Source organism: Modestobacter roseus (genome assembly GCF_007994135.1).
Classification (GTDB): Bacteria; Actinomycetota; Actinomycetes; order Mycobacteriales; family Geodermatophilaceae; genus Modestobacter; species Modestobacter roseus.
Map to the genome: position 1 here is coordinate 1,095,263 of NZ_VLKF01000001.1, position 20,108 is coordinate 1,115,370.

21 protein-coding genes are annotated in these 20,108 nt (G+C 75.8%); 10 read left to right on the plus strand and 11 right to left on the minus strand.

The window, feature by feature from the left end; translation table 11 throughout:
* The first annotated feature begins 45 nt into the window (after positions 1-45).
* The 4 genes from arsB (at position 46) to JD78_RS05280 (ending at position 3,710) form a co-directional block, all read left to right on the plus strand.
* Entirely contained in the window at positions 46-1,173 is a 1,128-nt protein-coding gene (arsB, locus tag JD78_RS05265; protein ID WP_153362528.1) for an ACR3 family arsenite efflux transporter, read from the plus strand.
* Entirely contained in the window at positions 1,173-1,817 is a 645-nt protein-coding gene (locus tag JD78_RS22010; RefSeq protein ID WP_166521003.1) for an arsenate-mycothiol transferase ArsC, read from the plus strand. The genes arsB and JD78_RS22010 overlap by 1 nt, the downstream gene beginning before the upstream one ends.
* Positions 1,814-3,226 (plus strand): FAD-dependent oxidoreductase, encoded by a 1,413-nt coding sequence (locus JD78_RS05275; protein ID WP_166521004.1) that lies wholly within the window; start codon positions 1,814-1,816, stop codon positions 3,224-3,226. Before JD78_RS22010 ends, JD78_RS05275 begins: the two co-directional genes overlap by 4 nt.
* A 70-nt stretch (positions 3,227-3,296) precedes the next feature.
* Positions 3,297-3,710 carry an arsenate reductase ArsC gene (locus JD78_RS05280; protein WP_369074111.1) on the plus strand — a complete coding sequence of 138 codons (414 nt, stop codon included), beginning with the start codon at positions 3,297-3,299 and terminating at the stop codon, positions 3,708-3,710.
* Positions 3,711-3,719: 9 nt separating this feature from the next.
* Here the strand turns inward: JD78_RS05280 and JD78_RS05285 are convergent, their stop codons facing one another.
* Genes JD78_RS05285 through JD78_RS05295 form a run of 3 tightly spaced genes read right to left on the minus strand, consistent with a single transcriptional unit; the run spans position 3,720 to position 5,933 of the window.
* Positions 3,720-4,055 (minus strand): YnfA family protein, encoded by a 336-nt coding sequence (locus JD78_RS05285; protein WP_166521005.1) that lies wholly within the window; start codon positions 4,053-4,055, stop codon positions 3,720-3,722.
* Entirely contained in the window at positions 4,052-4,510 is a 459-nt protein-coding gene (locus JD78_RS05290) for an SRPBCC family protein (protein ID WP_166521006.1), read from the minus strand. The genes JD78_RS05285 and JD78_RS05290 overlap by 4 nt, the downstream gene beginning before the upstream one ends.
* A gap of 34 nt (positions 4,511-4,544) precedes the next feature.
* Complete coding sequence (locus JD78_RS05295) at positions 4,545-5,933, minus strand: FAD-dependent oxidoreductase (RefSeq protein ID WP_153361851.1); 1,389 nt, start codon at positions 5,931-5,933, stop codon at positions 4,545-4,547.
* 92 nt (positions 5,934-6,025) lie between these two features.
* Between JD78_RS05295 and JD78_RS05300 the strand changes: the two genes are divergently transcribed.
* Positions 6,026-6,385, plus strand: coding sequence for an ArsR/SmtB family transcription factor (locus tag JD78_RS05300; RefSeq protein ID WP_153361852.1), 360 nt, complete (start codon positions 6,026-6,028; stop codon positions 6,383-6,385).
* 6 nt (positions 6,386-6,391) lie between these two features.
* On the opposite strand, the gene JD78_RS05305 is transcribed toward JD78_RS05300, so the two are convergent.
* Positions 6,392-7,207 (minus strand): DUF998 domain-containing protein, encoded by an 816-nt coding sequence (locus JD78_RS05305; protein ID WP_153361853.1) that lies wholly within the window; start codon positions 7,205-7,207, stop codon positions 6,392-6,394.
* A 99-nt stretch (positions 7,208-7,306) separates the two neighbouring features.
* Here JD78_RS05305 and JD78_RS05310 point away from each other — a divergent pair, with 99 nt between their 5' ends.
* Together JD78_RS05310 and JD78_RS22015 are read left to right on the plus strand one after the other, a co-directional pair.
* On the plus strand, positions 7,307-7,663 hold the full coding sequence (locus JD78_RS05310) for an ArsR/SmtB family transcription factor (protein ID WP_153361854.1): 357 nt from the start codon (positions 7,307-7,309) through the stop codon (positions 7,661-7,663).
* Positions 7,660-9,606, plus strand: a complete 1,947-nt coding sequence (locus tag JD78_RS22015) for an MFS transporter (RefSeq protein ID WP_243730980.1) — start codon at positions 7,660-7,662, stop codon at positions 9,604-9,606. The genes JD78_RS05310 and JD78_RS22015 overlap by 4 nt, the downstream gene beginning before the upstream one ends.
* 37 nt (positions 9,607-9,643) lie before the next feature.
* On the opposite strand, the gene JD78_RS05325 is transcribed toward JD78_RS22015, so the two are convergent.
* From JD78_RS05325 to JD78_RS05335, 3 genes are all read right to left on the minus strand, one after another.
* On the minus strand, positions 9,644-9,847 hold the full coding sequence (locus tag JD78_RS05325) for a hypothetical protein (protein ID WP_153361857.1): 204 nt from the start codon (positions 9,845-9,847) through the stop codon (positions 9,644-9,646).
* 98 nt (positions 9,848-9,945) lie between these two features.
* On the minus strand, positions 9,946-10,263 hold the full coding sequence (locus tag JD78_RS05330) for a hypothetical protein (protein ID WP_153361858.1): 318 nt from the start codon (positions 10,261-10,263) through the stop codon (positions 9,946-9,948).
* A gap of 15 nt (positions 10,264-10,278) precedes the next feature.
* On the minus strand, positions 10,279-10,932 hold the full coding sequence (locus tag JD78_RS05335) for a DJ-1/PfpI family protein (RefSeq protein ID WP_153361859.1): 654 nt from the start codon (positions 10,930-10,932) through the stop codon (positions 10,279-10,281).
* A 117-nt stretch (positions 10,933-11,049) separates the two neighbouring features.
* Between JD78_RS05335 and JD78_RS05340 the strand changes: the two genes are divergently transcribed.
* Positions 11,050-11,988, plus strand: a complete 939-nt coding sequence (locus tag JD78_RS05340) for a GlxA family transcriptional regulator (RefSeq protein ID WP_153361860.1) — start codon at positions 11,050-11,052, stop codon at positions 11,986-11,988.
* Between the two features lie 16 nt (positions 11,989-12,004).
* On the opposite strand, the gene JD78_RS05345 is transcribed toward JD78_RS05340, so the two are convergent.
* Both JD78_RS05345 and JD78_RS05350 read right to left on the minus strand, forming a co-directional pair.
* Positions 12,005-12,322, minus strand: coding sequence for a hypothetical protein (locus JD78_RS05345; protein WP_228395342.1), 318 nt, complete (start codon positions 12,320-12,322; stop codon positions 12,005-12,007).
* 54 nt (positions 12,323-12,376) lie between these two features.
* A complete protein-coding gene (locus JD78_RS05350; protein WP_153361861.1) occupies positions 12,377-13,381 on the minus strand; it encodes a helix-turn-helix domain-containing protein in 1,005 nt (334 codons plus the stop codon).
* Between the two features lie 214 nt (positions 13,382-13,595).
* Between JD78_RS05350 and JD78_RS05355 the strand changes: the two genes are divergently transcribed.
* On the plus strand, positions 13,596-14,420 hold the full coding sequence (locus JD78_RS05355) for an alpha/beta fold hydrolase (protein WP_153361862.1): 825 nt from the start codon (positions 13,596-13,598) through the stop codon (positions 14,418-14,420).
* Positions 14,421-14,463: 43 nt separating this feature from the next.
* Here the strand turns inward: JD78_RS05355 and malQ are convergent, their stop codons facing one another.
* Entirely contained in the window at positions 14,464-16,374 is a 1,911-nt protein-coding gene (malQ, locus tag JD78_RS05360) for a 4-alpha-glucanotransferase (protein WP_153361863.1), read from the minus strand.
* Positions 16,375-16,500: 126 nt separating this feature from the next.
* Here malQ and JD78_RS05365 point away from each other — a divergent pair, with 126 nt between their 5' ends.
* The gene (locus JD78_RS05365; RefSeq protein WP_153361864.1) at positions 16,501-17,535 is read left to right on the plus strand and encodes an ABC transporter substrate-binding protein; all 1,035 of its coding nucleotides are present in this window, start codon (positions 16,501-16,503) and stop codon (positions 17,533-17,535) included.
* A 19-nt stretch (positions 17,536-17,554) separates the two neighbouring features.
* On the opposite strand, the gene hrpB is transcribed toward JD78_RS05365, so the two are convergent.
* Positions 17,555-20,098, minus strand: coding sequence for an ATP-dependent helicase HrpB (gene hrpB / locus JD78_RS05370; RefSeq protein ID WP_166521007.1), 2,544 nt, complete (start codon positions 20,096-20,098; stop codon positions 17,555-17,557).
* Positions 20,099-20,108 lie beyond the last annotated feature (10 nt).

Sequence of the window (20,108 nt, forward strand, 5' to 3'; positions counted from 1 at the left end):
CCGTCATCGATCCGTCGCGCCGCGGCGGGGAGGAGCACCCGCCCCATGAGCGATCTCGCCGCGGACACCCCACGGTCCGGCACCGACCTCGAGACCCCGGTTTTGGCCCGGCTGTCCACGCTGGACCGGTTCCTGCCGGTCTGGATCGTGGTGGCGATGGTGGCCGGGTTGCTGCTCGGCCGGCTGGTGCCCGGGCTGGACGACGCCCTGGACGCCGTCCGCATCGGTGAGGTGAGCCTGCCGATCGCCATCGGCCTGCTGCTGATGATGTACCCGGTGCTGGCCAAGGTCCGGTACAGCGAGCTGGACCGGGTGACCGGCGACCGGAAGCTGCTCGGCGCCTCGCTGGTGCTCAACTGGCTGGTCGGCCCGGCGCTGATGTTCGCCCTGGCCTGGCTGCTGCTGCCCGACCTGCCCGAGTACCGCACCGGCCTGGTCATCGTCGGCCTGGCCCGGTGCATCGCCATGGTGCTGATCTGGAACGACCTGTCCTGCGGCGACCGCGAGGCCGGCGCCGTGCTGGTGGCGATCAACTCGGTGTTCCAGATCCTCGCCTTCGCGGTGCTGGGCTGGTTCTACCTGCAGGTGCTGCCCGGCTGGCTGGGGCTGCCGACCACGTCGGCGGAGTTCAGCTTCTGGGCGATCGTGGCATCGGTGCTGGTCTTCCTCGGCATCCCGCTGCTCGCCGGCTTCCTCACCCGCACGATCGGGGAGCGGACGAAGGGCCGCGACTGGTACGAGGGCCGCTTCCTGCCGCGGATCGGCCCGGTCGCGCTCTACGGCCTGCTGTTCACCATCGTCATGCTCTTCGCGCTGCAGGGTGACGCGATCACCTCCAACCCCTGGGACGTCGCCCGCATCGCGCTGCCGCTGCTGGCCTACTTCGCGCTGATGTTCGGTGGGTCGTTCCTGCTCGGCATGCGGCTGCGGCTGGGCTACGCCAAGACCGCGACGCTGGCCTTCACCGCCGCGGGCAACAACTTCGAGCTGGCCATCGCGGTGGCGATCGGCACCTTCGGGGTCACCTCCGGCCAGGCGCTGGCCGGCGTCGTCGGCCCGCTGATCGAGGTGCCGGTGCTGGTCGCCCTGGTCTACGTCTCGCTCTGGGCCGCCCGGCGCTGGTTCCCCGGCGACCCGACCGTTCCCGCCACCGCACCCGAGGGAGTCCGCTGATGACCAGTACGGAGCGCGCGATGTCCGGCCTGCTGGACCCGAACACGGTGCTGCGGCGCCACGTCGAGGACCTGTCGGCCCGCTTCGCCGGGATGGTGAACCCGGAGACGGTCGAGCGGATGGTCTTCGAGAGCTTCGCCACCCTCGGCCGCACCGCCCGGGTGAAGACGCACCTGCCGGTGATGGCCTGCCGCTTCGCCACCGAGCGGCTCACCGCGCTCGCGCAGGCGAAGGGGGTGCTGGCCAAGGAGGCGCCCGAGGTGCTGTTCGTCTGCGTGCAGAACGCCGGCCGATCGCAGCTGGCCGCGGCCATGGTCGAGCACTTCTCGCAGGGGCGGGTGCACGTGCGCTCCGCCGGGTCGATGCCCGCCGCCGAGATCGATCCCGTGGTCCTGGACGTGCTGACCGACCGCGGCATGACGGTCACCGACGCGTTCCCCAAGCCGCTGACCGACGACGTCGTCCAGGCCGCCGACGTGGTCATCACCATGGGCTGCGGCGACGCCTGCCCGGTCTACCCCGGCAAGCGCTACCTGGACTGGGACGTCACCGATCCGGCCGGCCGCGACCGGGACGCGGTGGACGCCATCGCGGCGGACGTCGAGACCCGCGTCCGGGGGCTGCTCACCGAGCTCGGCGCATGAGCCGCCGGCTGCTCGTCGTCGGCGGCAGCGACGCCGGCATCTCCGCAGGGCTCCGCGCCCGGGAGCTGGACCCCGGCGCCCAGGTGACCGTCGTGGTGGCCGACGACTACCCCAACTACTCCATCTGCGGGATCCCGTACCACGTGTCCGGGGAGGTGCAGCCCTGGCAGTCGCTGGCGCATCGCTCCTCCGCCGACCTTGCGGCCGCCGGCCTGACCCTGCGGCTCGGCACCCGGGTCACCGGCATCGACGTGGCGGGGCAGGGGGTGTCCGTGATCGGCCCGGACGGCGCTCCGGACGTGCTCGGCTACGACGAGCTCGTCGTGGGCACGGGCGCCCGGCCGGCGGTCCCGGCGATCGACGGCGTCGGCGGGCCGGAGGGTCTCGGGCCGGCGGACGGCCTGCACCTGCTGCACACCATCGACGACATGCACGCGCTCACGGCCGCGCTGACCGACCGCCCGGTGCGCGAGGCGCTCATCGTCGGGGCCGGCTACATCGGGGTGGAGATGGCCGAGGCGCTCGTCGCCCGGGGCATCGCCACCACCGTCGCGCAGCGCCCCGCCGAGGTGCTGGCCACCGTCGACGCCGAGCTGGGCGCGCTGGTGCGCGCGGAGATGGAGGCGCACGGCGTCGAGGTGCTCACCGGCGCCGCCGTCACCGGGGTGACGCGCGCCGAGGACGCCCGGATCGCCGTGACGGCCGCCGGCCGGTCGGAGCGGGCCTTCGACCTGGTGCTGGTCGTGGCCGGTGTCCGGCCCGACGTGCAGCTGCTGGTCGACGCCGGAGCGCGCACCGGCGCGGGTGGCGCCGTGGTGGTGGACGAGACGATGGCCACCGGGCTGCCGCACGTGTGGGCGGCCGGTGACTGCGTGGTCACCCACCACCGGCTGGCGGGGGTCACCTGGCTGCCGCTGGGCACCACGGCGCACAAGCAGGGCCGGGTCGCCGGCGCCAACGCCGTCGGCGGGCACGCGCGCTTCGCCGGCAGCGTCGGAACCCAGGTGGTCAAGGTCTTCGACCTGGTGGCTGCCCGCACCGGCCTGCTCGAGCACGAGGCGGTCGCCGCCGGCTTCCGGCCGGTCACCACCCAGAGCACTCTCGACGACCACAAGGCGTACTACCCCGGCGCCCAGCCGATCACGATCCGGGTCACCGCCGACGCGGACACCGGCCGGCTGCTCGGTGCCCAGCTGGTGGGCCGGCTGGGCAGCGAGGTCGCCAAGCGTGTCGACGTCTACGCCACCGCGCTGTTCTCCGCCATGACCGTCGACGCCATCGCCGACCTGGACCTGGCGTACACCCCGCCGCTGGGCTCACCCTGGGACGCCGTGCAGCTGGCGGCCCAGGCGTGGAGCCGCGAACACCGCCCCCCGCGCACCGTCGCGCCCAGCGCGGCGCTGGCCTGATCCACCCCTGCGTGATCCACCCCTGCCTGATCCACCCCTGCCTGATCCACCCATGACAGAGGAGAACCCCGTGAGCGACCGTCCCAGCGTCCTGTTCGTGTGCGTGCACAACGCCGGCCGCTCCCAGATGGCGGCCGGCTGGCTGCGGCACCTGGCCGGCGACGCCGTCGAGGTGCGCTCGGCCGGCTCGGTGCCCGGCGACCAGGTCAACCCCTCGGCCGTCGCGGCGATGGCCGAGGTCGGCATCGACATCTCCGACCAGCGTCCCAAGGTGCTCACCACCGACGCCGTGGAGGCCTCCGACGTCGTCATCACCATGGGCTGCGGCGACGCCTGCCCGGTCTTCCCGGGCAAGCGGTACCTGGACTGGGCGCTCGAGGACCCCGCCGGCAAGGGCGTCGAGTCCGTGCGCCCGATCCGCGACGAGATCGAGACGCGCATCCGTGGTCTGCTCACCGAGCTGCAGGTGCCGACCGGCCGGTGAGGGGGAGGGTCAGCCCGCCCGTGGGGCGTACATGATGATCCCCACCCCGACCAGGCAGACGAGCGCGCCGACGACGTCGTAGCGATCGGGCCGGAAGCCGTCGACGGCCATGCCCCAGGCCAGGCTGCCGGCGACGAACACCCCGCCGTAGGCGGCCAGGATGCGGCCGAAGTTCGCATCGGGCTGCAGCGTCGCCACGAAGCCGTAGGCACCCAGCGCGACCACGCCCGCGCCGATCCACAGCCAGCCGCGGTGCTCGCGGACCCCCTGCCAGACCAGCCACGCCCCACCGATCTCGGCGACCGCGGCCAGCGCGAACAGCACGAGCGAGCGGGCGACCGTCACGGGCGCTCGGCGATGTCGGCGAGGCGGTCGAGTGACGCGCGGAGCCGGTCGGCCGTGGTCGCCCGGGCGCGACGCATCCGGTTCTCGTCGGTCAGCCGGGTCCAGTCGTAGGTGTGGACGACGTGGGTGCGCGCGGGGTCGAGCACCTGCACCTCCCACCGCCACAGGTGCCCGGGCGGCTCCTTCCCGGGCTCCGCCGGCCGCCAGGCGACGAGCCGGCCCTCGGCGAACTCGACGACGTGGTTCTCCCGCACGGCGCCGGTGGTGAGCGTCATGGTGAACACCGCGCCGACGGCCCGGACCCGCTGCCCCGGAGCCGCCGCGGCGAGGTTGTCGTTTCCGTCCCACCGGGGGTGCTGGGCCGGGTCGGCGATCAGCTCGAACACCCGCTCGGCGGTGGCGGCGATCTCGCGGGCGGCGCTGGCGATGCGCGGCGCGTCGTTCTGGCTGGGCACGCCCGCATCCAAGCACCGGGAGGCGCCCGCCGGGTCAGGGCACCGGCTGAGCGGCCGTGCCGCAGCAGGCCGCCGGTTCCGGCTGCTCCGCCGCGAACCCGTGCGCGCTGCCGGTGGCGAACCCCACGCCGCCTGCCTCGGCCGCCTCCCGGTCGCCCAGGTCGGTGCTGCAGACCCCGGTGGAGGGCAGGTGCAGCTGCACGTCGTCGGCGGCCTCGGTGTCCCCGGCCAGCGCGGCGGCGATCGAGCGCACCTGCTCGTAGCCGGTGGCCAGCAGGAAGGTCGGCGCGCGACCGTAGGACTTCATCCCGACCAGGTAGAAGCCCTCGTCGGGGTGGGCCAGGTCGCGGTGCCCGTGCGGGGGCACGGTCCCGCAGGAGTGGGAGTTGGGGTCGATCAGCGGCGCCAGCCGGGTCGGCGCCTCCAGGCCCGGGTCGAGGTCCAGCCGCACCTCGCGGAGCACCTCCAGGTCGGGCCGGAAGCCGGTCGCGGCGGCCAGCGCGTCGACCTGCAGGTCGACCGGGGCGCCGTCCCGGCCGGTGCCGCGCACCCGGAGCCGGCCGTCGGCGGTGGGGGCGAGCCCGGTCAGCGTGACCTCCCGGTGGAGCGTCACGCTCCCGGCCTGGACGGCGGCCTTCAGCGTGGACCCGAGCAGTCCGCGGGCGGGCAGGCCGTCGGCGTCCCCGCCGCCGTACAGCCGGGCGGGGGAGCGGCCGCGGATCGCCCAGCTGATCCGGGTGCCCGGCTCCGCCCGCTGCAGCTCCACCAGCGCCAGCAGGGTGTTCGCCGCGGAATGGCCCATCCCGACCACCAGGGCGTGCCGTCCGGCGAAGCGGGCCCGGTCGGTGCCCAGGACGTCGGGCAGCGGCCCGACCAGCCAGTCGCCGGCCTGCTCCTCGCCGACCGCGGTCAGCCCGGAGGCGCCCAGCGGGTTGGGCTGGCCCCAGGTGCCCGAGGCGTCGATCACCGCCCGCGCGGCCAGGTCCTCGACCCGGCCGCCGGCGACGGTGCGCACCACGTACGCCCGGCCCTCCCGGCCGACGGTCCGGGTCTTGTCCACCCCGGCGCGGCTGACCGCGACCACCCGGGTGCCGGTGCGGATGCGGCCGGCCAGCTGCGGCGTCGCGGCGAGCGGGGTGAGGTAGCGCTCGACCAGCTCGGCGCCGGTGGGCAGTTCGGCCCGGTCGGGGGACTCCCAGCCGGTCGGCTCCAGCAGCCGGACGGCAGCCGCGTCGACGTCGTACTCCCAGGGGGAGAAGAGCCGGACGTGCCCCCAGGCGCGGACGGCGGAGCCGACCTGCTCCCCGGCCTCGAGCACCAGCGGCTCCAGTCCTCGTTCCAGCAGGTGCGCGGCGGCGGCCAGCCCCACCGGGCCGGCCCCGATGACCACCACGGGCAGGTCGTGCGTGCGGTTCGCGGCCATGGCGCCGTCCTCTCGTCGTCTCACCACCAACGAGTCAGGACGTTAACAGCGATCACTGTTGACAACAAGGAGTGTGTGGCACACTTGCCGGCATGCCGCAGGACCTGGACGTGCGCCTCCTCGACGTCGACGAGCAGACCTCTCCCGCCGACCGCGCCCGGCTGCTCGCGCCGCAGCTGAAGGCCCTCGGCGACCCGAACCGGCTGCACCTGCTCCTGCTGCTGGCCGAGGGCCCCCGCACGGTCCGGGAGCTGACCGACGCCGCTGGGATGAGCCAGACACTGGTCAGCCACCACCTCGCGCCGCTGCGCGAGCAGGGGCTGGTCTCGATCACCCCGAAGGGCCGCAGCAACGTCTACTCGCTGTGCTGCGAGGCCTTGGCCGGGCCGGTGCGCGCTCTGGCCACGCTGGCCGCGCTCACCCCCGAGGGTGCGCGGGCCTGCTGCCGCTGACCCGGCTCAGCGCCGGGGTGCCCAGGGGTCGTCGGGGTCGAAGTCGTCGGGGTCGTCGTCGCCCGGTGCCCCGGCCGCGGTGGCGCCCGTCGTCGGCGCCGGCGACTGCGGGCCCCGCTGCGCCGCTGCCTCCAGGGCGGCGTCCCGCTCGGCCGCCTTCCGCGCCCGCGCCAGCCGCGCGTCCTCCCGCAGCTGGCGGCGGGAGGGTGAGCCGTCGGCGTTGGTGAGCTGCCACCAGCTGTCCTTCTGCCGCCACAGGGCGACGCCGGTGACGGCGAGCCCGACCGGGATCACGTAGCCCGCGACCCGCTCCATCCCGCCCTCACCGAGGAAGAGGAACACCGCGGCGCCGAAGAAGATGGTGGCGATGAGGCCGATCAGGCCGAGCACGGCCAGCGTCGTGCCCAGCGCCTCGGACCGCGGTCGCACCCCGTAGGCCAGCGCGATCAGGCCGATGGCGCCGCCGAGGAAGTGTGCGGCGGCCGCGATCTCGTGCACCGACGTCACCGAGTCCGACGGGAACAGCCCGACGACCAGCACGCCCAGGCCGGCCACGGTGAGCAGCACGCGGGCCAGCCGGCCGCCGAGCCCGGCCAGCCCGGGCCCCAGCAGCAGCGCGCCCGCGGTGATCAGCACGCCCTGGGCGACGAACGACCCGTTCATCAGCAGCCGGGCGGGGGAGTCGCCGGCGCCCAGGTCGCTGATCACGTCCTGGGAGTAGGAGTAGCCGCCGTAGCGGGCGGCGGCGATCGCCTCGACGACGAAGAACTGCAGGGTGAGCACCCAGGCCACCCCGCCCCAGCGGTACCGACTGTCCGTCACGGGAAGCGATGCTCCCAGCTCGGTCTGTGCCCAGTGCAGGCGAGGGTCGTCCATGCCATCCTCACGTCCGTTGAGATGTTCGGACGACGAGGGTGACCGATGGACGACGCCTGCGACCTGCTGTGCCTGGACCTGCCGCACGCCGAGGAGGTGCGCACGCGCCTGCTGTCCGCCGACCTGGCGGCGTCGGCCGCGGAGCGGGCCAAGGCGCTGGCCGACCCGACCCGGCTGCGGGTGGCCGCGGCGCTGGCGGCCGGTGGGGAGCTGTGCGTGTGCGACCTGGCCTGGGTGACCGAGCTCGCGCAGAACCTGGTCTCCCACCACCTGCGCCGGCTGCGGGCCGCCGGCCTCGCCGGCGCGCGGCGGGACGGGAAGCTGGCGATGTACCGGCTCACCCCCGCCGGCTCGTCGCTGCTCACCGCCCTGGTCGGGGTGCCCGCGGAGGCCGGCCGATGAGCGCCGTGACGACGCCGGGCCGGGCGGCGCTGGTCCGCCGGGTGCGGTTGCTGGTGGCCGCCACCATCGGCTGGAACGTGGTCGAGGCCGTGGTCGCGATCAGCGCCGGCGTCGGTGCCTCCAGCGCGGCGCTGATCGGCTTCGGCCTGGACTCGGTCGTCGAGGTCTCCTCGGCAGCAGCGGTGGCCTGGCAGTTCGCCGGCCGGGACCCCGAGGCCCGCGAGCGGGTGGCGCTGCGGGTCATCGCCGTCGCCTTCTTCGCGCTGGCCGCCGTCGTCACCACGGAGGCGCTGCGGCTGCTGCTCGGCGGAGCCGAGCCCCGGCACTCCACCGTGGGGTTGGCGCTGGCCGCGCTCAGCCTCGCGGTCATGCCGGTGCTCTCGCTCGCCCAGCGGCGCGCCGGGCGGGCGCTGGGCTCCGCCTCGGCGGTCGCCGACTCGCGCCAGACCCTGTTGTGCACCTACCTGTCCGCGGTGCTGCTGGCCGGGCTGCTGCTCAACAGCACGCTGGGCTGGTGGTGGGCCGATCCGCTGGCTGCCCTGGTCATCGCCGCCGTCGCCGTGCACGAGGGCCGGGAGGCGTGGCGGGGGACGCCTGCTGCGGCCCCGCGCTCGTCGCACCGACCGGCGGCGACGACTGCTCCTGCTGCGACTGACCGGTCGTCCAGGCCGGCCCGGCCGCCGGGCCCCGGCGTGGGGTGCCCGCGCGCGGACCGGCAGGCTCGGCGCGTGACGACGGGGGAGTGGCCGGGGCACCAGGTCGGTGAACCGGGGTTCCGGCGGGCTGCCACGGGCGTCTTCCTGGCCGGCATCGCCGTCTTCGTCAGCCTCTACGCCCCGCAGTCCCTGCTGCCCGAGCTGACCCGCTCGTTCGGGGTCTCCCCGGCGGCCTCGACGCTGGCGATCTCGGCCACCACCGGGGCGCTCGCGGTGGGCCTGCTGGTGCTCGGCCCGCTGTCGGACCGGCGCGGGCGCACCGGCATCCTGCACGCCAGCCTCGCCGCCTCCGCGGCGCTGGCCGTGCTCATCGCCCTGGCGCCGACCTGGGAGGTGCTGCTGGTGCTGCGCGGCCTGCAGGGCTTCGCCCTCGCCGGACTGCCGGCCGTGGCGGTGGCCTACCTGCGCGAGGAGCTGCACCCGCGGGTCAGCTCCCGCGCGATCGGGCTGTACGTCAGCGGCACCGCCATCGGCGGGCTCTCCGGCCGGTTGGTCAGCGGGTTCCTCACCGAGGTCGGCGGCTGGCGGACGGCGCTGGGCGGTGCCGCGGCGCTGACGGTGGGCTGCGCGGTCGCCGTCCGGTTGCTGTTGCCGCCGTCCCGCCGGTTCATCCCGGTCGACCGTGCGGGCCGGCTGCTCCGCCAGCTGGGCGCGGCGTTCACCGACCCGGCGCTGCTGGCGCTGTACGGGGTGGCCGCGCTGCTGATGGGCGGGTTCGTGGCCGTCTACAACGCGGTGACCTTCCGGCTGGAGTCCCCGCCCTACTCGCTGACGCCGGCGCTGGTCGGGCTGGTCTTCCTGGCCTACCTGCTGGGCTCGGCGAGCTCACCGACCGCCGGCTGGCTGGCCGACCGGGCCGGCCGCCGGGTGGTCGTGCCGCTGTGCCTGGTGGTGATGGGCGCCGGCATTGCGCTGACCCTGCCCACCCCGCTGTGGTGCGTGATCGCCGGCCTCTGCGTGCTGACCGTGGGCTTCTTCGCCGCGCACGGCGTGGCCAGCGGCTGGGTGGCGGCGCGGGCGCACCGGGGCGGTCGGCCGGTCGGGCAGGCCGCGTCGCTCTACTCGTTCTGGTACTACGTCGGCTCGTCGGTGGGCGGCACCCTCGCGGGCCGGGCGTGGCAGGAGGGCGGCTGGCCGTGGGTGGCGCTGCTGGCCGGCGGCTGCACCCTGGCCGCGCTGCTGCTGACGGTGCTGCTGGGCCGGACCCGGCCCCTGGGCGTGCGCTGACCCCGGGGCCCGGTGCGCGGGCCCCGGGGTCGGCGGCTCAGCCCTCGGTGGCGTCGTGCTCGTAGGCGCCGGCCGGGTCGGCGTCGTCGGACTGCACGGCCTGCCGCTCCAGCTCGGTGCGGTGCTCGAGCACCTCGTCGGACAGGTGCGGGTCCTTGGCGTGCTCGGTGCGGTCCCGCGGAGCCGGCTCCTCGGGGGTGATCACGTCGTCGAGCGTCGGCTCGTCGTGCGGGCTGGTCATCGCGTCCTCCGCTCTCGTGGCCCGGTGGTCCCGGGCGGTTCCGTCTCCCGGGTATCCCACGACGGTGCCCGCGCAAACGGACCGGCGGGAGGCGGTGGTCAGTCCGCGAGCCGGTGTCCGGTCACGGTCGACTTCGGGAGGCGGCCCGCGCGGGAGTGGCCCTGCAGCTCGTCACCGGCGACGACCACGTCGAAGAGCAGGTCCAGCCGCAACGGCCGGGTGATGCTCTGCCGCCACGTCACCCGCTCCCCATCGGGGTGGGGATGCGTCGTGACGTCGTGCAGCGCCACGGTCTCGCCCTTCCCGTTCGCCTCGCCGGTGAGGCCACCGTCGCGCTCGGTGAAGGTCATCTCCGCCTCGATGCTGCCGACGGGGGTGCGCATGCGCAGGGCCCAGCGGCCGGGGATCCGGCTCATCGTCTCCTCCTCGGGTCAGACGGCGAGGGGCTCGCGGCCGACGGGCCGCCAGACCGTGCCGCGGCGTTCGTACTCGAACAACTGCTCGACGGCGTGGGCCACCCGCGGCCCGAACCGCCGGTCCAGCAGGTGCAGCGCGAGATCCAGCCCGGAGGTGACGCCGCCGGAGGTGACCAGGTCGCCGTCGTCCACGACCCGCGCGTCGACGACGTGCACCCCGGTGGCCGCCAGGACGTCGTTGCCGAGCCGGTGGGTGACGGCGTGCCGGCCCTCCAGCAGGCCGGCCATGGCCAGCGCGAGCGAGCCGCCGCAGACGGTGGCGACCAGGGTGTCCGGCGCACCGAACGCCTGCTCGATCTTGCCGGGCAGCCCGGTGGTGCCGACGCGGGCGAGCAGGACCGGGACGGTGTCCACCAGGTCGGGGTCGGCCTCGACCGGGCCCGAGGCGCCGGGTACGACGACGAACCCGGGTGCGGTGGGCGCCAGCACATGGGTGGCCTGCAGCTGCAGCCCGCCGGTGCCGCTGGTGACCGGGCCGACGGCGTCGACGCCCACCAGTCGCACCTCCAGCGCGCCGCCGACGGCGTCGGAGCCGGCACTGAGCACCTCGAAGGGGGCGATGACGTCCAGCGGGTCGAACCCGTCGAACAGCACGATCTGGGCGAGCACGGGGCTCCTCTCTCGGTGGGTGCAGCGAGCGTAGGAACCGGCCGGACGGTCACACGAGTGGCAGATCCGCCCCTCACCGCAATCATCTCGCCACCCGGGCGGGGGTACTGTGCCGGCGTGCACACGGTGGCGGTCCTGGCGCTGGACGGCGTCCTCGCCTTCGACCTGGGCACCCCGCTGGAGGTGTTCGGGCGCACCACCGTCGGCGGTGCCCCTGCCTACGAGCTCGTCGTCGCCGGTCCCCGCCGGACCGTGGCCGCCGGGCCGGTCTCGCTGTCGGTGCCGCACGGCCTGGACCGGCTGGTGGTCGCGGACACGGTGGTCGTCCCGGGCCGGGCCGACCCGGGGGTGCCACCGGACCCCCGGGCGGTGCGCGCACTCCAGGAGGCGGCCCGCCGCGGTGCGCGGATCGCCTCCATCTGCGTGGGCGCCCTCGACCTGGCCGCGGCCGGGCTGCTCGACGGGCTGCGGGCGACGACGCACTGGCGGGCGGCCGCGGCGCTCGCCACCCGCTTCCCGGCGGTCGACGTCGACGCCGGCTCCCTGTTCGTGGACAACGGCCAGGTGCTCACCTCCGCCGGCGCGGCGGCCGGCCTCGACCTGTGCCTGCACATGATCGCCCGGGACCACGGTGGCGCGGTGGCCGCCGAGGCCGCCCGCACGGCCGTGGTGCCGCTGACCAGGGAGGCCGGGCAGGCGCAGTACATCCGCGACGACGGCCTGGGCAGCGGTGGGCTCACGGCCACGCTGCAGTGGATCGAGGAGCACGCGGCCCAGCCGGTGACCGTGGCCGACATCGCCCGGGTGTCCGCCGTCAGCGCGCGGACCCTCAACCGTCGCTTCGCCGACGAGGTGGGGACGACCCCGAGCGCGTGGCTCACCCGCTCCCGGGTCCGGCTGGCGCAACGCCTGCTGGAGACGACGGACTGGTCGGTCGAGCGGGTCGCTGCCGCCAGCGGCCTGGGCTCGGCCACCAACCTCCGCGCCCGGTTCGCCGCCGTCGTCGGCACCAGCCCCACCCGCTACCGGACCGCCCTCGGCACCGCGCCGCACTGAGCCGGACGCGCGGCGCTCAACCCTGGGTCAGCTGCTCGGCGGGCAGCCAGGCCTCGACCAGCACGGGGCCGTGCGCGCCGGTGATCGTGTAGGCCACCCGGCCGTGCCAGCCGTCCTCCTGCTGCCGCCACTCGACCAGCAACCCCGGCCAGGTGCCCGGCGCATCAGGCGGGTCGAGCACCCAGCAGTGCCGGCCGTGCCCGTCGCCGGCCGGGCGCCGCCGGCGGCTCGACCGGTCGGGCGACGGCGGCTCCGACGGTGCCGGGACGCCCGAGCGGGCCGCGCGGTCGGCGAGCGACGCCCCGAACCGCCCTCGCTGCATCCCGCCGGCCACCGGAGGATCGTCTCACGGTCGTCGAACACTTGTTCGACGACGGTTGCCCGCGTGTCAGCGGCCGCCGTGCCGCGGCGGGGGCAGCTGCAGTGGTGCACCGCTGCGGGTGGTGCCGTCCTGCCGCCAGCCGCGCGGCGTCACGCCGAACGCCTGGCGGAAGCGGCGGCTGAAGTAGGAGGCGTCGGTGAAGCCCCAGCGCCGGGCGACCGCCGCGATCGGGCGACCGTTGCGGGCAGGGTCGACCAGCTCGGCGCGCGCACCCTCCAGTCGCTGGTCGATGATCCACTGCTCGAGGCTGAACCCGGCCGAGGCGCACACCCGGTAGAGCTGGCGCACCGAGATGGACAGCGCCGCGGCGATCCGCGCGGCGTCCAGGTCGGGTTCGGTGAGGTGCCGGCGCACGTAGCTGCGGACCTGGCTGAGCATCGTCTCGGCCAGCGCGTCCTGCGCGGTCCGGCCGGTGTCCACGGACGAGGCGATCAGCGCCCGGGTGAGGTCGATCGTCGCCGACGCCAGCGAGTGCACCATCGGCTCGTCCACCAGTTCCTCGGCGCGCAGGGTCACCTGCTCCAGGTGCGCGCTCACCAGGTCGTGCAGCGGGCTGTGCCAGGCCGCCGGGAGAGCCCGGCGCAGCACGTCGACCGGCACCCCGAGCCGGGCCACCGGGATCTGCAGCGACCGGCAGACCCCGTGACCGGACCAGCGGTACTCGTACGGCGAGGTGATGTCGGTCAGCGTGAGCCCACCGACCGGCACGACCTGCCGGCCGCCGAGGTGGTCCTGCAGCGCCTCGCCCACCTCCTGGACGGCGAAGGACACCAGCGGCTCGACGTCCTGCCGGGCCTGCCGGGCCGACTGGGTGAGCTCCAGCTCACCGGTCAGGTCGGCGCGGGTCACGGTGAGCCCGCCGAGGTCCCAGGTGTCCATCCGTGCGTGCGTGGGTGGGCGCCGGCCGGGGAACCGGACCCGGGCACCGATCACCGCCTCCAGCTGCGCCCCGACCTGGGCCGGCCGGCGCTCGGACGGGGGGAGCAGATCGGTGTCGACCAGCATGACCATGGGAGCCCCTCGAGGTGGGTCCGCGGCGGCACTGCCCTGACGGGCAGATCCTGGGCCGTCCGGCGGCGGCGTGGCAAGGGACCGGGTCGGCAGGCAGGGTCCAGGGCGGGGCAGCCAGGGCACACCCCGCGTGGCGGACCCGCCCTAGCGTCGGCGCCGTCCGGTCCCGGCCGGCGGGCCCGGACGCATCCGCACGGAGCAGAGGAGCAGCGCCATGCCCTTCGTCACCACCCCCGACGGCGTCGAGATCTTCTACAAGGACTGGGGCACCGGTCAGCCGATCGTCTTCAGCCACGGCTGGCCGCTGTCGTCCGACGACTGGGACGCCCAGCTGATGTTCTTCCTGGCCCAGGGCCACCGGGTCATCGCCCACGACCGCCGGGGCCACGGCCGCTCCACCCAGGTGGGCGACGGCCACGACATGGACCACTACGCCGACGACCTGGCCGCCCTGACCGCGCACCTGGACCTGCACGACGCGGTGCACGTCGGTCACTCGACGGGTGGGGGCGAGGTCGTCCGGTACCTGGCCCGCCACGGCCAGGACCGGGTGGCGAAGGCGGTGCTGATCGCCGCCGTGCCGCCGATCATGGTGCAGACCGACGCCAACCCCGGCGGGCTGCCCACGAGCGTCTTCGACGGCATCCAGGAGCAGGTGGCCACCAACCGGTCGAACTTCTACCGGGAGCTGCCGGCCACGGCGTTCTACGGCTTCAACCGGGACGGCGTGCAGCCGCAGGAAGCCGTCATCCAGAACTGGTGGCGGCAGGGCATGATGGGCGGCGCCAAGGCCCACTACGACGGCGTCGTCGCGTTCTCCCAGACCGACTTCACCGACGACCTGAAGAAGATCACCGTGCCGGTGCTGGTCATGCACGGCGACGACGACCAGGTCGTGCCGTACGCGGACTCCGGACCGCTGTCGGCCGAGCTGCTGCCGAACGGGACGCTGAAGACCTACGCCGGCTTCCCGCACGGCATGCCGACCACGCAGGCCGCGACGATCAACGCCGACCTGCTGGACTTCATCCGGAGCTGAGTCGACCGCCGGGCCGGGGTGCGGCGCCCGGCCCGGCACCGGGTCAGCTCTTCTTCTTCCTCGCGGCCGTCTTCTTCGCGGCCTTCCGGGCGCGCTGGGGCTTCGCGGGCCGCAGCCCCTCGGCCAGCACCCCGGCCACCGCCTGCACGCCGGGGTGCCCGGCCAGCTCCTCGGTGGGCACCGGCAGCGGGATGCACCAGTTGGGCCGGTCGGTGGTGCCGGGCATGTTCGGCCGGCGTGCCACGGCCAGGGCGTCGTCCAGCGTCGCCGACAGCAGCGTCGACGGCGCCGTCGCCAGCCGCCGGTGGGCGGCCTCGACCGCCTCGACGGGCGTCGCGTCGGCCGGGACGGTGGACAGCCGCGCCAGCAGCGAGGCCCGGCCGCGCTCCAGCTCCTCCTCGGTGCCGACCCCGTGCTCGCGCTGCTCGGTCAGGTCGGCGCCGGTCCACAGCCCCGCGACCGTGGGCAGGTCGTGGGTGCTGATCGCCGCCATCGCCTCGGCCGGCCACTGCGCCGGCTCGTCCTCCTCGAACCAGAGCAGGCGGTAGGACAGGATGCCGTGCTCGGCCATGGCCTCCCGGACGCCGTCCTCGACGGTGCCGAGGTCCTCGCCGACCACGATCGCCTGGGCGCGGTGGCTCTCCAGCGCGACGATGTCGAGCATGTCCTCGTAGGGGTAGCGCACGTACGCGCCGTCGGCGGCGGAACCGTCCGAGGGCACCCACCACAGCCGGAACAGCCCCATTACGTGGTCGACCCGCAGGCCGCCCGCACCGGCCATGGTGGCCCGGATCGACTGGATGAACGGCTCGTAGTCGGCGGCCTGCAGGCGCCAGGGCACCAGCGGCGGGGAGCCCCAGTCCTGGCCCTGGCTGTTGAAGGCGTCCGGCGGGGCGCCCACGCTCACGCCCTGGGCCAGCACGTCCTGCCAGGCCCACGCATCGGCGCCGCCACCGGCGACGCCGATCGGCAGGTCCTGGATCACCGTGATCCCCTCGGTCGCCGCGCGCAGCTGGACGTCGAGCAGCCACTGCAGCCAGGCGTGGAAGGCGATCTGCCGGTCGTGCCCGGCGGCGAAGTCGGCGACGCCGGTGCCGCGGGGGTCGACCAGCTCGGCCGGCCAGGTCTGCCAGTTCGGCCCGTGCTCGTCGGCGATCGCGCACCAGGTCGCCCAGTCCATCAACGGCTGGCCCTGGTGCCACCACCACTCACGGAACGGGCCCTCGTCGGCACCGGAGTCGCGCCCGGCGTCGAAGACCCGCTGCAGCACCCGGCGCTTGACCGCCCAGATGGCGTCGCGGTCGATCAGCTCGCCGTCGTTGAGCGCCCGGCCGGCGTCGGTCTCGGCGTCGACCGCCTCGATCCCGGGGACGTCGGCGATGCGCAGGTAGACCGGGTTGCGGAACCGGCGGGTGGCCGGCAGGTAGGGGCTGTCCTCCTGGCCCGCGGTGGGGGCCACCGCGTGCAGCGGGTTGACCAGCACGAAGCCCGCCCCCTGCGCCTGGGCGAACTCCCGGACGGTGCGCAGGTCGCCCAGGTCGCCGATGCCCCAGCTGTCCCGGCCGCGGGTGGCGTACAGCTGCACCGCCCAGCCCCAGCCGCGCCAGCCCTCGGGCAGCCAGCAGCGGCCGGGGGAGACGATCAGCCGCCGGTCGCGGCCGTCGGTGGTGCGCAGCCGGTGGTAGCCGAGCGGGAAGTCCTCCGGCAGCGAGCCGTCGACGCGCCGGACCTCGCCGTCCTCGCAGGTCACCTCCGCGCCCTCGACCTCCAGCGGGTCGCCGGGGCGGGCCACGATCGGGGCCCGGTCGAGCAGGTCGGTGGGTGGATGGCCGATCACCTGGCGCAGCAGTTCGATCGTCTCCTCGGAGACGGTGTGCTCCTCGTCGAGGGCGTCGAGCCAGCTGGCGTCGATGCCCCAGGCGTCGGTGGTCGGCTTCGCGGGCGTGCTGGTCACCCCCTGATCCTCTCCGCTGCCGGTCGCCGCTGCCGGGTGAGGGGTGCAGGTCACGTCCACGCCCGGGGCGTTCAGCGCGACGGAGGCAATTGGTTAGGCAAGCCTTGCCTCATGTAGAAACACCGTATGCCACGCTCCCGCTCGCTCGCGCGCCGCACGCTCACCGGCGTGCTGGCCCTCGCCGTCCCCGTGTCCCTGCTGGCCGCCTGCGGCTCCGACGCCGAGGGGGACGCTGCCGCGGCGCCGTCCTCGAGCGAGGAGAGCGGCGCGTTCCCGGTCACCATCGAGCACGCCTACGGCGCCACCGAGATCCCCGAGGAGCCCATCCGGGTGGTCTCCCTCGGCTACACCGAACAGGACGCGATCCTGGCCTTCGACGTCGTGCCGGTCGCCGTCCGGTACGCCTTCGGGCCCGAGGACGACGTCTTCTTCCCCTGGGCCGACGAGGCCGCCGGCGACGCCGGGATCGCCGGTGCAGGTGAGGTGGAGATCCTGCCCCGCAACGAGGTCGACCCCGAGGCGGTCGCCGCGCTGGACCCGGACCTGATCATGGCCGTGACCGCCGGGCTCACCGAGGACGAGTACGAGACGTTCAGCCAGATCGCGCCCACCGTCGTCCAGCCGGCCGAGTACACGGCCTTCGGCACCCCGTGGCAGGAGCAGACCCGGGTGACCGGGCAGGCCCTGGGGCAGCCCGAGCGGGCCGAGGAGCGCATCGCCGACGTCGAGGCGCAGATCGAGCAGGTCCGTGCCGACCACCCCGAGTTCGCGGGGAAGACCGTCACCCTGTCCGGCCCGGCCTACGAGGGCGAGTACCCGTTCCACACCTCGGCGGACACCCGCACCCAGTTCTTCCTCGACCTGGGCATGACCGTCGACCCCGCGCTGGACGCCGTGGCCGACAGCGAGTTCTACGGCACGGTGAGCCGCGAGGAGGCCCGGATGCTGGAGGCGGACCTGATCGTCTTCCAGTCCGGCTCGGACGCCGAGCGGGCCGGCATCGAGGGCGACCCGGTGCTCTCCGGCCTGCAGACCGTGACCGACGGCCGGGTGGTCTTCGCCGAGGGCGCGGACTACGACGCCCTGCAGTTCGCCAGCGCGCTGAGCCTGCCCTACCTGCTGGAGTCCTTCGTGCCGGAGCTGTCCGCCGCCCTGGGGTGACCCGGCGCGGTCCTGCCGTTCACCCCGGCCCGCCGCGCGGCTTGGCACGGCGGGTCGGGGCTGCCGACGCCGGGTCCTCCGGCCACGGGTGGCGGGGGTAGCGGCCGCGCAGCTCGCTGCGCACGCCGGGCCACCCGGTGACCCAGAAACCGGCCAGGTCGCCGGTGGTGGCGATCACCCGGGAGGCGGGGGAGAGCAGCTGCAGGCGCAGCGGCCGGCCGGCCACCACCGGGGCGTCGGCCCAGCCGAACACCTCCTGCACCCGCACCGACAGCGTCGGCACCGACGGGTCGGCGTAGTCCACCCGCAGCGCGGAGCCGGTGGGCACCACGACCCGCTCGGGCACCAGCTCGTCCAGCCGGCCGGCCAGCTGCCAGGGCACCAGCGACCGCAGCGCCCCGGCGACGTCGACCCGCCGCAGCGCCGCCCGGTCCCGGGCCGCGGCCACCGCCGGGCTGTCCGCGAGCGCCGCCAGCAGCGCGGCGTCGTCGACCGCCGGCCACGGGTCGCCGAGGCCGGCGTGCGCCGCGGCGAGCCGTGCACGCAGCGCGCCGGCCGCGGGCGTCCAGTGCAGCAGCTCCAGCCCCTCGCGGCGCAGCCCCTCGGCCACCGCCGCGCCCACCGCCGCCGGGTCCGGGTCGGGCAGCGGCCGCTCGGTGAGCACCACCGCACCCAGCCGCTCCACCTGCGCCGCCCGCACGTCGCCGTCGCGCCACGACACCTCCGGGCCCGTGCGGCGCAGGGACGCGCCGGCGTCCAGCGCCGTCGCCTCGTCGACGGCGACCGCCAGCCGCACCCGCGCGTCGGCCCGGCCGGGCGCCCGGTCGGCGGCGGCCACCGCCAGCCAGGTCGCCCCGCCCAGCGCGGTGCCCGGCGTCAGCTCCGCGCCGGTGCCGGCCGCCAGCAGGTACGTCCGCTCGGCGCCCGGCCGCCGCCGGGCCAGCCACTCCGGGTGCGCCAGGCCGACGACCAGCCCGGCCGCCTGGTCGTCGGGGAGCTGGTCGTCGGGGAGCTGGTCGTCAGGGAGGTGGCCGTCGGGCCCCGACCCGGCCGGTGCCGCGTCGGGCACCGCCCGCGCGAGCCGGCCGGCCTCGTCCCGCCACCGGGCGGCGGGCCCGCCTCGGGCGCCGCGCAGGGCGCGCCACTCCGCGACCAGGTCGTCGGACCGGGGTGCGACGTCGGCCGACAGCAGCGCCACCACCTCCGCGGCCCGCCGCCGGCCCACCAGTGGCGCACCGTCGAGCAGCGCGCGGGCCAGCCGGGGATGGGCGCCCACCGCGGTCAGCGCGCGGCCCCGGGCGGTGACCCGCCCGGCGTCGTCCACCGCGCCCAGTTCGCGCAGCGCCGCCCGGGCCACCGTGAACGCGGCCTCGGGAGGTGCGTCGGGCAGCGCCAGGCCGGCGGCGTCGGGGGAGCCCCAGCAGGCCAGCTCGAGGGCGAAGCCGGTGAGGTCGCCGACCGCGATCTCCGGCTCGGCGGCGGCCGGCAGCCGGTCGTGCTCGGCGGCCGACCACAGCCGGTACACCCGCCCCGGTGCCTCCCGCCCGGCGCGGCCGGCGCGCTGCACCGCCGCGGCCCGGGAGACCCGCACCGTCACCAGCGCGCCCAGCCCCCGGGCGACGTCGAACCGGGGCACCCGGGCCAGCCCGGCATCGACGACGACGCGCACGCCGGGCACCGTCAGGCTGGTCTCGGCGACGTCGGTGGCCAGCACCACCCGCCGTCGTGGTCCGGGGGTCAGGGCGGCGTCCTGGTCGGCGGCCGGCAGCCGGCCGTGCAGCGGGCGGACGTCGGCGTCGACGCCGGTGAGCCGGCCGGCCACCCCGCCGATCTCCGCCGCGCCGGGCAGGAAGACCAGCACGTCGCCGGCCGCCTCGGCCAGGGCGCGCCGGACCGTGGTGGCGACCGCGTCCAGCAGCCGCGGGTCGACCCGGGTGCCGTGCGGCGGGGCCACCGCGGGTTCCGGCGGGCACCAGACGGTCTCGACGTCGTGCAGCGCTCCGGTGGCCTCGACCACCGGCGCCGGCCCACCCTCGCCGCCCAGCAAGGCCGCCAGCCGCGATGCCTGCGCCGTCGCCGACATCGCCAGCAGGGCCAGCTCCGGGCGCAGCGCGGCGCGCACGTCGACGCCGAAGGCCAGCGCGAGGTCGGTGTCCAGCTGCCGCTCGTGGCACTCGTCGAGCACCACCGCGGCGACCCCTGGCAGCTCCGGGTCGGCCTGCAGCCGGCGCACCAGCAGGCCGGTGGTGACCACCTCCACCCGGGTGGCGTCGCTGCGCCGGCTGTCGCCGCGCACGCTGTAGCCGACCGACCGCCCCACCGGCTCACCGACCAGGGCGGCCATCCGCCGGGCAGCGGCGCGGGCCGCGACCCGGCGGGGCTCGGCGACGAGCACCCGGCCCGGCAGGTGGTCGGCCAGTGCCAGCGGCACCAGCGAGGTCTTGCCGGTGCCCGGCGGGGCGACCAGCACCGCGGTGCCGGCGGCGGTGAGCGCCTCGGTGAGCCGGGCGAGCACGGCGCGGACCGGCAGGTCGGCGCCCGGCGTCCCCGGCGGTGGCAGCACGCCGACAGTC